At 38.1% G+C, this 13,926-nt stretch carries 11 protein-coding genes; 9 read left to right on the top strand and 2 right to left on the bottom strand.

The window, feature by feature from the left end:
• The first annotated feature begins 87 nt into the window (after nucleotides 1–87).
• From QM524_RS14860 to QM524_RS14850, 3 genes are all read left to right on the top strand, one after another.
• Nucleotides 88–1,167 carry an LptF/LptG family permease gene (locus tag QM524_RS14860; RefSeq protein ID WP_166577221.1) on the top strand — a complete coding sequence of 360 codons (1,080 nt, stop codon included), beginning with the start codon at nucleotides 88–90 and terminating at the stop codon, nucleotides 1,165–1,167.
• Nucleotides 1,168–1,407: 240 nt separating this feature from the next.
• Nucleotides 1,408–2,295, top strand: a complete 888-nt coding sequence (locus QM524_RS14855) for a DMT family transporter (RefSeq protein WP_283345182.1) — start codon at nucleotides 1,408–1,410, stop codon at nucleotides 2,293–2,295.
• Between the two features lie 218 nt (nucleotides 2,296–2,513).
• On the top strand, nucleotides 2,514–3,908 hold the full coding sequence (locus tag QM524_RS14850) for a DUF6056 family protein (RefSeq protein WP_283345181.1): 1,395 nt from the start codon (nucleotides 2,514–2,516) through the stop codon (nucleotides 3,906–3,908).
• Nucleotides 3,909–4,188: 280 nt separating this feature from the next.
• Here QM524_RS14850 and QM524_RS14845 read toward each other — a convergent pair whose 3' ends face one another.
• A complete protein-coding gene (locus QM524_RS14845) occupies nucleotides 4,189–5,148 on the bottom strand; it encodes an AAA family ATPase (protein ID WP_095166371.1) in 960 nt (319 codons plus the stop codon).
• Nucleotides 5,149–5,490: 342 nt separating this feature from the next.
• Between QM524_RS14845 and QM524_RS14840 the strand changes: the two genes are divergently transcribed.
• Entirely contained in the window at nucleotides 5,491–6,822 is a 1,332-nt protein-coding gene (locus QM524_RS14840; RefSeq protein ID WP_283345180.1) for a DUF58 domain-containing protein, read from the top strand.
• Nucleotides 6,823–7,220: 398 nt separating this feature from the next.
• On the opposite strand, the gene QM524_RS14835 is transcribed toward QM524_RS14840, so the two are convergent.
• The gene (locus tag QM524_RS14835; protein ID WP_095166370.1) at nucleotides 7,221–8,495 is read right to left on the bottom strand and encodes a Glu/Leu/Phe/Val family dehydrogenase; all 1,275 of its coding nucleotides are present in this window, start codon (nucleotides 8,493–8,495) and stop codon (nucleotides 7,221–7,223) included.
• A gap of 444 nt (nucleotides 8,496–8,939) precedes the next feature.
• Between QM524_RS14835 and QM524_RS14830 the strand changes: the two genes are divergently transcribed.
• From QM524_RS14830 to QM524_RS14810, 5 genes are all read left to right on the top strand, one after another.
• Nucleotides 8,940–9,338, top strand: a complete 399-nt coding sequence (locus tag QM524_RS14830; protein ID WP_229241904.1) for a TraR/DksA family transcriptional regulator — start codon at nucleotides 8,940–8,942, stop codon at nucleotides 9,336–9,338.
• A 170-nt stretch (nucleotides 9,339–9,508) separates the two neighbouring features.
• On the top strand, nucleotides 9,509–12,094 hold the full coding sequence (locus tag QM524_RS14825) for a M14 family metallopeptidase (RefSeq protein ID WP_166577218.1): 2,586 nt from the start codon (nucleotides 9,509–9,511) through the stop codon (nucleotides 12,092–12,094).
• 71 nt (nucleotides 12,095–12,165) lie between these two features.
• The gene (locus QM524_RS14820) at nucleotides 12,166–12,507 is read left to right on the top strand and encodes a phage holin family protein (RefSeq protein ID WP_095166368.1); all 342 of its coding nucleotides are present in this window, start codon (nucleotides 12,166–12,168) and stop codon (nucleotides 12,505–12,507) included.
• Between the two features lie 232 nt (nucleotides 12,508–12,739).
• Nucleotides 12,740–13,168, top strand: coding sequence for a hypothetical protein (locus QM524_RS14815; RefSeq protein WP_283345179.1), 429 nt, complete (start codon nucleotides 12,740–12,742; stop codon nucleotides 13,166–13,168).
• Nucleotides 13,128–13,895: a geranylgeranylglyceryl/heptaprenylglyceryl phosphate synthase gene (locus QM524_RS14810; RefSeq protein ID WP_283345178.1), complete on the top strand. Its 768-nt coding sequence runs from the start codon at nucleotides 13,128–13,130 to the stop codon at nucleotides 13,893–13,895. Before QM524_RS14815 ends, QM524_RS14810 begins: the two co-directional genes overlap by 41 nt.
• Nucleotides 13,896–13,926 lie beyond the last annotated feature (31 nt).

The raw sequence follows: 13,926 nt of genomic DNA, 5'->3' as shown, positions 1-13,926 counted from the left end.
TCTGAAAATGAGAGGTTTTTTATTTAGCTTTGTAAAAAAATCAATAGCTCGTTCGTTCTTCGACTATATACCAACCTTTGCTTAGGCATGAAGATTTTAGATTTATATATTTTAAAAAAATTCCTCAAGACATACGTTTTTGCTGTTTTGATTATTGTTGCCATTATTTTGGTGATTGACTACACCGAAAAGGTTGACAACTTTATCAAAAAACAAGCGCCTACTTCGGAAATTCTCTTTAGCTATTACCTCAACTTTGTACCTTATTGGGCCAATTATATTAGTCCTCTAATGGTATTTATTTCGACGGTATTTTTTACGGCAAACCTAGCAGCTCGCACCGAGCTTATTGCAATTTTGAGTACTGGGGTAAGTTTTCTGAGATTAATGCGACCATATTTGATGGGTTCGGCATTTGTTGCGGTTATTACCTTTTTCATGGTAGCTTGGATTATTCCGATTGCGAACAAAACTCGTATCAAGTTTGAACGGAAATATGTTATTGATACCTACTATTTCAGTGGTAGAGATGTCCATATCAAAGTTGCGCCAGATACGTACGCCTACATGGAAACGTACGACAACAACTCGAATACAGGCTACAGATTTACCCTAGAAAAAATTCAGAATAATCAACTAATGAGCAAGTTGATGGCAGAAAGAATTACTTGGGATACTACTCGTCATAAATGGACTATCCATGATTATCGTATTCGTGCCTTTGAAGGTGAGGGAAAAGAAAAGTTGACGTATGGTACCAAAATCGACTCAACGATTAACCTTTCGCCCAAAGATTTTGACAGTAATTATCAACTTCATGAAACCTTTACACTGCCAGAGTTAAATGCGCATATTGCAAAGTTAAAATCTCGTGGTGCCGATGGTGTTGAGGTGTTTGTGGTAGAAAAATACGTACGATTTGCCAACCCTTTTGCCATTATTATCCTAACCATGATTGGTTTGATTGTATCAGCACGAAAATCTCGTGGGGGCGTTGGATTTCAGATTGCTTTGGGCTTTATGCTGGCCTTTGTTTACATCATGTTTTTTATGATGAGTAAAGGTATGGCCGAGTCAGGTACGATGCCTCCTCTCCTAGCAGTATGGCTACCCAATATTATTTTTAGCGGTATCGGGGTATTACTGTACTATACGATTCCTCGATAGTAAAGGTGAATGATGAATTGTGAGTTGTGAATTAAAATTATAACTGTCAGCACCTTATACTCATCATTCATAATTCACAATTTATAAATCCTCTAAATGAGTTAACTTTTCAGTTATGAAACAGCGTGTCTATGGACTAATGTTTACTAACTCAATAGTTAACTCATTTTTGTTTATACTCCACTTTTATTTCATTTGTTCTAGAACAAGTATACCTTGGTTGATTAAACAACAGATTTTATGCAAAACAAAACTACCAAAGACTATGTCCAATTACACTTTATTGTATTGTTACTTGGTTTTACGGCGATATTAGGGACGCTTATCTCTGTACATTCTTTGAGCACTGTATTTTTCAGAACTGCCATTGCCGCTGTCGGAATATATTTTGTTTTAAAGTTTCGTCAGGTAGATTTAAACATAAATCGTTCGGGTGCAATCAAGTTATTGTCAACGGGATTTTTGATATCATTGCACTGGTTTTTGTTTTTCTTTGCCGCCAAAATATCCAATGTAGCCTTATGCTTGGCGGGCTTTTCCACAGCTACGTTGTGGACAAGTATTATCGAGCCTATTACTTACAAACGTAAAATTCGTCCATATGAAGTGTTGCTCGGTTTATTGGTCATTGGTGGACTTTGCATGATTTTTTTATCAGAAGTAAAGCATATTTGGGGCTTGATTTTAGGTATTTTGGCGGCTATGCTAAGTGCCTTATTTTCAGTAATCAACTCTAAACTTGGAAAGTCATATCCTTCACAGGTTATTACTTTTTACGAAATGACAGGCGCAGCGATTACCTCATTGATTCCATTGCTCTATACGCTCACAAGTGGCTATTTAACCCTCGAGCAAGTAATCCCACACGGTTGGGACTGGCTCTGGTTGGCAATATTGTCTTTGGTTTGTACTGTGTATGCGTTCAGTGTCACGGTTGAATTGTTAATCAAATTTTCGGCTTTTATTTTCAATCTTGCCCTCAATCTTGAGCCTGTGTATGGGATTATATTTGCCTATTTGATTTTTGGAGAAAAAGAACAGATGAACTTAGGTTTTTATGCTGGAACAGGCGTTATTTTAATCGCTATTTTGATTTATCCTATTTTGAATAAAAGGTTTGGCAATTGATTCTTTTCTTGATCAAAGTGAGTATTTATTAATTGGCTAACAAGAAAATCTAAGAAATCAGGTAATTTTGTTAGAGCTATCTTTCAAATATGATCATTTGAAAGATAGCTTTGAAGGCAATAAGCATTTAGGAATTCCAAAATTCTTATTACCAAACATCGTCCTATAAGTCTGAGTAGACTTCTTTCATATTCATTCACTCAAGTTTACGTTTGGTTTTGAAACTTATACAAACTAAGGCATTTTCGCATTCGATTATCTGGGTAATTTTCTTACTTAGTGTAGTGCCCATTGCTATTTTGGGCTATTTCAATCATCCATCTGTAGCAGACGACTATTGCTTTGCCTACATGACCCGTGATTATGGATTTTGGGAGGGGCAGCGTTTATACTACGAAGGCTGGTCGGGGCGATATATCTCTAATATGCTATTTCATGCCTCGCCGCTGGCGTTTGGTTATTTTGGCTTCGTCAAGATTATGCCTGTTCTCATTTTGGCGCTACTATTTCATTCATTTTACCTGATGGTTGGCGAGTTTATTCCAACCAGTCGTAGCAATAAACTAGTGCTGACTGGAGCATTTTTGAGCCTTTACATTGCTGAATCTGCGAGTATAATTGATAATTTTTTCTGGTACACCTCCGTATTTATTTTCCCTATTTCGGTGTGTTATTGGATGTATTTGGTGGCTGTGCTCATACGATATTATTCTCCACAATACCAATCTCTTCAAAATGCCATTGCCTTACTTTGCGCCACATTAGTCTTTTTTATTGTAGGTTCAAACGAAGTAGTAATGTTGATGATTATTGCTTTTCTAGGACTAGTTTGGCTATATTTTCTTCTTTTTGAAAAACGTTTTGATAAGTTTTTTACCATGCTTGGCATTGTAGCAGTGTTGTGTGCGTATTTCTTGGTCATCAAAGCACCAGGCAACCAAGTTCGTATGCAAGGTGGCGCTTTGAGTGGTAATATCGTCTTGGCTATAACGAAGGCCATCAAATCAACATTCAAAGATAGTTTCCACTGGGTAGTTTATAGTCCACTCCTGCCTATGACTCTTTTGTTTGCGGCATGGTATCAAAAATTTGTGCCTAATACCAAGATAGCATTGTTCAAAACCAATTTGCTATATACCATCGCAAGCCTTGGGATTTTGCTCACCTTAATGTTTTTTGCGATTCACTACGGCAACCCTGATGGCGTGCCCGATCGTGTCAAAAATGCCATTTATGTGTTTTTCTTAGCAGGTTGGTTTTACTTGGCATTAAGTATCCTCAATCAGTTTCCAAAACTGATTACGTTACCTTTGCACAACGTCATTTTTGTACTGGGATTAACAGCATGGTCGTTATTTGCCTGGTCAAAAAGTACCAATCTACGAATTATGTATGCGGATATTCGCTCCGGAAATGCCAAAGGTTATGATGAAGAAATGACGGCTAGATACAAACTAATTCAGGAGTCAAAAGCGGATACCATTTATGTAACACCTTTGAAACACGCTCCTAAAACCTTGTATTTTGATGAAATCAAAGACAATCAAGACCATCTTTGGAACAAGTGCTATGCTACTTATTTTAAAAAGAAGGTGATTGTGATGAAGAAATAAATCTGCTAACACATCCTTTCCTTAATTGAGTGATTTTTTGATTGAGTGGATGAGTGATTATTGTTAATCTACATTTTACTAGTAAAGACTCAATGCTTTGCGTCTAAAGAGGTACCCTGTTGAAATACATTATCAAAAAAGGCGGTCGAAATTAGTTTTCGACCGCCTTTTTTGATTTTACCGTGCTAGATATGAGGCTGATTAAGACGCAATCATTGCGTCTCTACTGCTAAAGCTCAGATTTTTAACTACTAAAGTCAAAATGGTTTCTATTTTCAACTTATCTACCAATAGCCACTCTTCTCAAAATCGTATCAATTACCTGCATAGTTGTGATACCATCTGCCTCGGCTTCATAATTGAGCATAATACGGTGGTTCAGTACATCAGGGGCTATTTCTTTAATATCTTCTGGTAATACGTAATCTCTTTCGTCAAGATAAGCTAGCACTTTTGCAGCAAGGTTGAGGTTAATGGTAGCACGTGGTGATGCTCCAAATTGCACATAGCGGGCTTCGTCTCTCAAACCATAATCTCCAGGCTTTCGTGTCGCAAAAATCAATTCGATGATATATCTTTCGAGTGTTTCAGAAATCGTAATTTTATTGATTTCTTGACGAATATTAGAAATGTCTTCTTTTGTCAAAATAACTTTGGGCTTATAATTAAAGTCCATATTTGACATTTTTTGCATTACTTCTAGTTCTTGTTCTTTGCTCAAATATCCCATAAATACCTTTAGCATAAAACGGTCTACTTGGGCTTCGGGCAATGGAAAAGTACCTTCTTGCTCTACAGGGTTTTGGGTAGCTAGTACCAAAAAAGGCTTATCCAAAATGTAGCTTTCGTCGCCAATCGTTACTTGTTTTTCTTGCATCGCCTCCAACAATGCTGACTGTACTTTGGCAGGTGCACGGTTGATTTCGTCGGCCAAAATGATATTGGCAAAAATAGGACCTTTTCGTACCTCAAAATCGTCAAGCTTACGGTTGTAAATCATCGTCCCAATCAAATCAGCAGGCAATAAGTCTGGAGTAAATTGAATACGGTGGAAATTCAAATCAAGGATTTTGGCAAGGGTATTTATCGTAAGGGTTTTGGCCAAACCTGGCACACCTTCCAAAAGAACGTGTCCTCCAGTAAATAGTCCAATCAACAATCGGTTGGTAAGGCGTTCGTGCCCCACCACGATTTTACCCATTTCATCAAATACCTGTTTTATTTTTGCGCGAGAATTCATCAGTCAATAAGAAGTAAGTTTTTGTATCAATTTGCCTAATCACAAGCGAGAAGTTATTGTCATCCGCCTTTTCCAACAACGCTATTCCCCTAGGCTTTCTTGACAAGTTTACGAAAAAAAGCGCAAACTGCCAATCGTATCAGTTTGCAATGATTGGAAGCTTCTTTGCTCTAATTAAAACCTTCGAGTAGGTCAAACGGCTATGTTTCATTCATTTTTCCAAAACTTTACCTTTGAAGTTGGGATAAAGGGTTTGATTTTATGGAAAAAACCATACAAATTTACTAAAAGCAAAGAGTCTCGTTCTATGCTATTGTATTACTCGCACAATTCCACTTTCTCGTGAAACAAATCTTATCTATCTATATCAATAAACCTGTCTATTGGGGATTTACCGCTCTAATTAGCCTTTTCTGTTTAGCATTTGTATTGCCTTGGCTTTTCAATGTTTCTGTGTTATTGAGCTTGGCCTTTGGGGGAATGCTTTTGATAGACTTAGCTATGTTATTGGGTAGTCAAAAAACGTTTCTTGCCAAAAGATTTATTCCAGAACGTTTGTCCAATGGCGACCAAAATACCATCGAAATTGCCTTAGAAAATCGTTATGGATTTGAGGTAAAAGTTAGCTTAGTCGATGAGATTCCTTTTCAATTTCAAAAGAGAGATTTTCAAATAGATACTACATTAGAAAGTAACACAACACAAAATTTACAATACACCCTCCGACCTACCGAGCGAGGCGAATATCTATTTGGTGCCTTAAATGTTTTTGTAAGTTCACCTGTGGGTTTGTTACAGCGTCGTTTTCAGTTTGAAAAAGATAAAACGGTAGCCGTATATCCCTCATTTTTACAAATGCGAGAATATGAATTGATGGCGATTTCGAACCGTTTGACGGATGTGGGTATCAAAAAAATCAGACGAATTGGACATACTCAAGAGTTTGAACAAATCAGAAGCTACGTACAAGGCGATGATATTCGAACGATCAACTGGCAGGCTACAGCCCGACGCAACGAGCTGATGGTTAATAGCTATCAAGACGAACGAGCACAGTCTATTTATTGCCTTATCGACAAAGGGAGAATTATGCAGAGTCCTTTTGATGGACTGACTTTATTGGATTATGCCATCAATTCGAGCTTGGTATTGTCAAATATCGCTTTACACAAGCACGACAAAGCAGGCATTATTACTTTTTCGAATAAAATTAATCAAACACTTTTGGCCGATCGAAAATCTGGGCAGCTTCACCGCATTTTGGATATGTTGTACCACCAACAAACACTTTTTCAGGAAAGCGACTATGAAGCATTGTATATCCATGTCAAAAAGCAAATCAAGCAACGAAGCCTGCTGATAATTTATACCAATTTTGAAACGGTCAATTCTATGCGTCGCCAGTTGCCTCATTTTCGAAAACTTGCTAAAGAACACCTAGTTTTAGTAGTTTTCTTTGAAAATACTGGTCTACAAAATATCCTTGAACAACCCGCTTCGACAACGGCAGAGATTTACCAGAAAACTATTGCAGAAAAGTTTTACTATGAAAAAAAGCTAATTGTGAAAGAATTAGAGCAATATGGGATTCAGGCGTTATTGACAAGTCCTCAGCAATTATCCATTAATACCATCAATAAGTATTTGATGTTGAAAGCTAAAGGAGCGATTTAAAGGAGTTATCAGGTATTGGTTATCGGTTATTTGCTTTTGAGATATTGATTCATATAAAACATGAGTCATCCCCAATTTAGTAATTGAATGTATGATTATATTAAAATTTTTATTCTAGCAGTAGAGACGCAATGATTGCGTCTTGAGCCAAGTTATATATAGTAGGTTTTTATCAAAAAAGGCGTTCGAAGTAAGTTATCCGAACGCCTTTTTTGATAAACAATTAGAGAATATTCCCAATGTTAAACTTTGGGATGACACATTTTTTAATTTTTGTTTTGCAATAAGAAAAGGTAAATGAATAAATATGTTTCACCCAAAAGCGGTCAAAAAATGTTTTTTCGACCGCTTTTTTGATACTGCTTAAGACACAAACATTGCGCCTCTACAGATACCGATTAATATCCACCTCTAAATTTGTAGGTATCAGCTACTTTTTTAATAGCTACAATATAGGCAGCAATACGCATTGGAACATTAAATTGTTGAGAAGTTAGGAATACCTTATCAAAAGAATCTTTCATGATACGATCAGAACGGCGATTGATACGGTCGAGATTCCATTTGTAGCCCATGCGGTTTTGTACCCATTCAAAATACGATACAGTTACACCGCCAGCATTAGCCAAAATATCAGGTACAACCAAGATACCTTTTTCGTTAATAATATCATCAGCCGATGCCGAAGTTGGCCCGTTAGCACCTTCTACGATCATTTTTGCTTGAATAAAGCTAGCATTATCGTGTGTAATAACGTCTTCCTTAGCAGCAGGCACTAATACATCTACATCCAACGTCAAAAGCTGCTCGTTAGTGATTTTTTCAGCGCCAGGGAAGTTTTCTAAAGTACCACGATTCAAATCTCTATATTTGATAGCACCTTCGATATCGATACCATTTTCGTTGTAATAAGCACCTGAAATATCAGAAATAGCCACTACTTTTACGCCTCTTTCATGCAACAAAATAGCCGCATGCGAGCCCACATTACCAAAACCTTGAATAGCCGCAGTAGCCTTGTAAGGATTGATTTTTAGTTTGTCCATACCCGCCATAGCCGAAACCATCACACCTCTACCTGTTGCCTCTGTACGACCCAACGAACCACCCAAAACTAGTGGTTTACCCGTCACGACAGCATTTACAGTCATACCTTTTGCTTTAGAATATTCGTCCATCAGCCAAGCCATCTCACGTGGACCAGTACCCATATCAGGAGCTGGAATATCACGATCTGGACCAAATACGTCTAACATTGCTACCGTGTAAGCACGCATCAAACGCTCCATTTCACCCGCAGACATTTCGCGAGGGTTACAAGCGATACCACCTTTTGCACCACCGTAAGGAATATCCACTACGGCACATTTCCAAGTCATCCAAGCTGCCAAAGCACGAACTTCATCGATGTTTACAGCTGGATCAAAACGAATACCTCCTTTGGCTGGCCCGAGGATGTTTGAGTGTATAACTCTGTGACCCTCAAATACTTTGATTCTTCCATCGTCCATGGTAATTGGTAATCCAACCGTTACTTGACGAGCAGGTACTTTCAAGATATAGTACATTTCTTCAGAGATACCTAACAACTCTACAGCCTTATCAAATCGCTGCATCATGGATTCCAAAGGGTTCTCCTTATCTTTGATAGGAGCTGGTTCTATGTATGTCATAGCATTATCACAGTTTGTTGAAATCTATTGAATTTCATAAAAAAATTGAGTGATTTTTCTCATAAATTAACCACCAGTTCGTTCTTTATAAAATACAAAATAAACTTCTAAAAAATCAATTTGTTAATGAAATATTCACAATATTGCAACCCTTAAACGAGAATGTCAAGTGTCTGGTCTGTAAGTAGAAATACCCGATTTTTTAGCCAAAAACACAATTTTGCACAATTTTTCATTTTTGCTTTTTAACTTTATGGGTAATACAAGCATTTACCAAATAACCATTGGCAAAATTGGTAAATTACCAAATTGTTATTTTTCGGAAAATTTTTATTATTTCTTGAAATATTTCAATTACTAAAAATTTACCACGTATATTTGCGCAATTTTAAGGATGTTCCCTACGCAAAGGGACTTTGACTCACTAAAATCATTGGTACAATTATGATGAATACAGGTTCGGTAGAAGAAAAAACACGCTACTCTGAAGAAGAATTGAAGGAGTTTGAAGAGCTAATCACTAAAAAATTAGATGATACTCGTAGTGAATTAAATTACATCCGTGAGGCTCTACACAAGCGTAACGACCCAGGTACTGATGTGACTTCGGGAAGCTCAAAGTTGATGGAAGATGGTGCTGATACTTCTGAAAAAGAAAGTATGAGCCAGTTGGCTGCTCGCTTACAAAAGTTTTCAACTCAGTTGGAAAATGCTTTGATTCGTATCAAAAACGGCACTTATGGTGTTTGTATCGATACTGGTAAGTTGATCCCTAAAGAACGTTTGAGAGCTGTGCCTCATACACAACAAACCATTGAAGCAAAACTCATGAAGCAACGTTAATCACGTTTGTCAACCGAGTTTCTAGTGCTTTTACTTAAAGATTGGCTAGCCTCTAGAAAATCTTTTGGTAATTCGTGTGCATTTATTTTAAAGCTTTTTATATAGACACCATTCTCAGCGTGGTGTTGCAGATTTTTATCGTCTTTCTTTATCAACCAACTTTTCACACTATGAATTACCGCTACTCGTTTAGCATTAGCATATTAAAGCGGGCAACCGCTTTTTTGCTTTTAATGCTTACTCATTTATCGTTTGCTCAAGTGGCAGACAGCTATTATTTGCCACAAAATGTGAAGTATGACCCTGCCATCCCTACCCCACAGCAGTATTTTGGCTTCCAAGTAGGCGAATGGCATATCCAACACGAGCAACTTGTTGGATACATGAAAAAAGTTGCTGAAGTTTCTAACCGTGTCAAGCTTGTCGAATACGGTAGAACTTACGAAAACCGTCCGCTCCTCCTCCTGACGATTTCTTCTCCCAAAAATTTGGCTAATATCGACCAAATCAAAGCTGAACACCATAAACTTGTTGAACCAGACAAATCGTCGAGCCTCAAAACTGCCGATATGCCAATCGTTGTTTGGATGGGATACTCAGTACATGGTAACGAAGCTAGTGGGACTAATGCCTCTCCTTTGGCAGTATATTATTTGGCAGCAGCACAAGGAGCCGAAATAGATTCAGTGTTAAATGAATCGGTGATTTTGGTAGACCCACGCATCAATCCAGATGGTGGCGAACGTTTTTCGAGCTGGGTAAATGCCAATAAAAGCATGAACTTAGTAGCTGACCCAAACAGTCGTGAGTTGAATGAAACTTGGCCAGGTGGTCGCTATAACCACTATTGGTTTGACCTTAATCGTGACTGGTTATACACACAACACCCTGAAAGTAAAGGCCGTATTGTGAAATACCATGAGTGGAAGCCAAACATTTTGACTGACCACCACGAAATGGGTAGTGGCTCGTCATTCTTTTTCCAACCAGGAATTCCAGCACGTACGCACCCAATTACGCCAAAGAAAAACATTGAACTGACTGAGAAAATCGGGAAATTCCATGCCTCAGCATTAGATAAAATCGGCTCTTTATATTTTACGAAAGAAGGTTACGATGATTTTTATTACGGAAAAGGTTCGACCTTCCCAGATGCACAAGGTTGTATAGGTATCTTGTTTGAACAGGCAAGTTCACGTGGACATTTACAAGAAACGCCTAATGGTCCGATGAGTTTTGCCTTTACGATTCGTAATCAATTCACGACGACACTTTCGACACTTCGCGCTGCCAAATCAATGCGTCAAGAATTGTTAGATTACCAACGCGCGTTTTATCAGGAGAAAAACCCTAGCGCTACTCAAGCTTACGTTTTTGGTAATACAACAGATCATGTGAAGACTCATGAAATGATTCGTATTCTACGTCAGCACGACATTGAAGTATATCGTTTGTCAAAAGATGAAACAGTAGAAGGTAAATCATTCAAAAAAGAAAATTCATATGTAGTGCCGCTTTCACAACCACAGTATCGTTTGGCTCAGGGTATTTTTGAAAAACGTACCAAATTCGAAGATTCACTTTTCTATGATATTTCAGCATGGGGAATGCCATTATGCTTCAACGTACCTTATGGCGAAGCAAAAACTCCTGTAGCACTAGGTGAAAAAATATCTAAAAACGATTTCCCTAAAGGTCGTGTAGTTGGTACAAGCAATTACGCTTACTTGTTTGAATGGGATGGATATTTTGCTCCACGTGCAGCCTATGAATTACAGAAGAAAGGATACAAACTCAAAGTTGCCACAGAGCCATTTACAGGCGTTATCGAAGGTGGTACCAAATCTTTTGACTATGGTACAGTCGAAATTACCGCAGGTGGTAACCAACTAAGTAACCTCGACGGATTACGTGCTTTGTTAGAGAAATTGGCAGAAAGAGATGGCGTTGATTTCTACGCTGCTCCAACAGGCTTAACGCCAACGGGGATAGACTTAGGAAGTAGCTATTTTGCCCCAATGCGTGCACCACGTCCATTGATGATTACAGGAGCAGGTATCAATCCAAACGATGCAGGAGAAATTTGGCACTTATTGGATACTCGCGTAAACTTACCGTTGACGATGTCTGATATTGCCCAAGTAAACCGTATGAGTCTTGACAAATACAATACCTTGATTTTGTCGAGTGGTGAGTATAGTGCCTTGAACGAAGAGAAAATCAAAAACTGGGTACGTGCAGGTGGTACGCTAATCGCTGTAACAGATGCTGTACCATGGGTAGCTTCGAAAGGACTTTCACCTGTAAAAATCAAAAATACGCCAGCAGATACCACTTCAAGTCCAAAACCTTATGCTTTGGCTGAACGCTACAAAGGCGCTCAATTGATTGCTGGAGCTATTTTCCAAGTAAAATTAGATCCAACTCACCCAATTGGCTACGGTTACAAAGAACCAACCTTGAGTGTATTTAAGGATAATACGATTTTCTTAGAAAAAATCAAAGATCCATACAATGCACCACTCATTTACTCAAACGACCCATTGGTGAGCGGGTACATTACTGAGCCAAATAGAAAGACGATGAAGAACACTCCAGCAGTAGTTGCTACGGCTTACGGAGCAGGAAAAGTTATCGTGATGACTGACAATCCTAACTTCAGAGCTTTTTGGTATGGAACTAATAAGTTATTTTTGAATGCTATTTTCTTCGGAAGCAATATTCTTTCTGGTATCAGAGGGGGCGACGAGGATTAATATATAGCCCGAACCCTAGTTCGGAGTTCATTTATAAACCTCCGAACTAAGGTTCGGGCTGATTCAAAAATATGAAACTTTTAGAACCCAACGGCTTGGTCGATAATTTGTACAAATATGTACAAACTCAGATTGAACTTACTCAAATAGAAGTTCAAGAACGCATTGAAGCAGCCATCAAAAAGCTGGTATTACTACTTGTTTTGGGCATAGTTTCTGCCATTTTCCTTGTCTTTGTCTTCATTACTTTTGCCCTTTATCTAAATCATGTTACCCACAGTGACTTTTTAGGATTTGTGATTGTCACAAGCTTATTAGGTATCATAACAGGGCTAGTATTTTATCTTCTCAAACAACCTTTACAGGAAAATGAGCCCCCTAAAACTAACTCAATCGAAACAATTGAACAGTAGTCGGTAACTCATTTTTACAGAATTTTTACAGAAAAGAACACTTTTTTCCCTAGTTTTGAACGCAAAGAGCTTTCCACACCTAAAGGTTGTAGAAGTGCTTGATGCATTGATTGGTATTTTTTCAAACATTCATTCCTTAATTTTTGAATGTTTGGAAATGTGTTTTTCGTTTGAATCAAAAGGTTTATAAATCGTTTTTCAAAAATCTTTCGAGATAAAAGCCCTATCCCTTATGTTACCAGCATTGAGTTCTCAAAACATAGCTGCTCGTAAAGAGCAATTGCAACAAGAAGCACAGGAATATAAAAATAAAATAGACAATCAGGTTATTACAATCAAAACAGAAGCAACCAAAATTGGCACTGCAACACTCGTGATTGGTGGCGTTTTGTTTGGAACCTATTTGCTCTTCAAATGGCTTTCGCCTGCCGATAAAAAAACGAAGGTGAAAGAAATCGTCTATGATGAAAATACTAATCTTCCCGTAACCGTTAAAGAACCCAAAGAAGAATCATGGATTATTAGCTCGATCAAAGGATATATTATGTCCTTTTTGATTGCCATTGCTAAAGACAAAATCTTAGAGGCGATTTCGCTGATGAAAGAATCTATTAATGCTGATGCAGACGACAACAACAACCTTACTCCAACAACTGAATAGTTTTCGACAACAAGGCAAAAAATCTCTTGCTGTCCTTATCGACCCTGATAAGGTAGATGAATCTTCTTTATCGAAGTTGTTGGGACTGTGTAATATTTCTCCAATCGATTTCTTTTTGGTGGGTGGTAGTCTTATTACCACTCCTTCTGTACAGTCTGTGATTAGTCAAATCAAATCACAGACCTCCAAACCAGTCATTCTTTTTCCTGGCAATAGCTTGCATATCGAGCCATCGGCCGATGCTATTTTGTTTCTATCACTACTTTCTGGACGCAATCCTGAGTTTTTGATTGGTCAGCATGTGGTAGCAGCTCCTTTGCTCAAACAAAGTCAACTAGAAGTATTATCGACAGGCTATTTGCTTATTGAGAGTGGTCGCCCGACAACGGTTTCGTATATGTCTAACACCACACCTATTCCCAATAACAAGCCTGAAATAGCAGCTTGTACCGCTTTGGCCGGACAATATTTAGGAATGAAATTGATTTATCTGGATGCAGGTAGTGGTGCAGAAATACCTGTACCTGCCAAAGTGATTCAGGCAGTTAGAGGAATGATTGATATTCCGTTGATTGTAGGAGGAGGCTTAAATACGCCTGAAAAGGTAGCTCAAGCCCTAGAAGCAGGGGCAGATATTATCACGATTGGCAATGCCTTTGAAGACAAACCAGAGTTTTTGGAAGAAGTAGCAAAGGTTTTTGAAAAATATAATCAAGCTTCTGTATGATTTTGGAAAGCTAGGGCGTTTTTGACTCCTG

This window comes from Flectobacillus roseus (assembly GCF_030056595.1).
Classification (GTDB): Bacteria; Bacteroidota; Bacteroidia; order Cytophagales; family Spirosomataceae; genus Flectobacillus; species Flectobacillus roseus.
Note: the sequence above shows the minus strand (reverse complement) of the source record. Positions and strands in the feature narration are given on the sequence as shown.

What these genes read in the sequence shown, in the direction of transcription:
- QM524_RS14835 (WP_095166370.1), bottom strand. Translation starts at nt 8,495, where the DNA reads ATGACATACATAGAACCAGCTCCTATCAAAGATAAGGAGAACCCTTTG.
- QM524_RS14825 (WP_166577218.1), top strand. Translation starts at nt 9,509, where the DNA reads ATGAATTACCGCTACTCGTTTAGCATTAGCATATTAAAGCGGGCAACC.
- QM524_RS14860 (WP_166577221.1), top strand. Translation starts at nt 88, where the DNA reads ATGAAGATTTTAGATTTATATATTTTAAAAAAATTCCTCAAGACATAC.
- QM524_RS14830 (WP_229241904.1), top strand. Translation starts at nt 8,940, where the DNA reads ATGATGAATACAGGTTCGGTAGAAGAAAAAACACGCTACTCTGAAGAA.
- QM524_RS14820 (WP_095166368.1), top strand. Translation starts at nt 12,166, where the DNA reads ATGAAACTTTTAGAACCCAACGGCTTGGTCGATAATTTGTACAAATAT.
- QM524_RS14845 (WP_095166371.1), bottom strand. Translation starts at nt 5,148, where the DNA reads ATGAATTCTCGCGCAAAAATAAAACAGGTATTTGATGAAATGGGTAAA.
- QM524_RS14810 (WP_283345178.1), top strand. Translation starts at nt 13,128, where the DNA reads ATGCAGACGACAACAACAACCTTACTCCAACAACTGAATAGTTTTCGA.
- QM524_RS14855 (WP_283345182.1), top strand. Translation starts at nt 1,408, where the DNA reads ATGCAAAACAAAACTACCAAAGACTATGTCCAATTACACTTTATTGTA.
- QM524_RS14815 (WP_283345179.1), top strand. Translation starts at nt 12,740, where the DNA reads ATGTTACCAGCATTGAGTTCTCAAAACATAGCTGCTCGTAAAGAGCAA.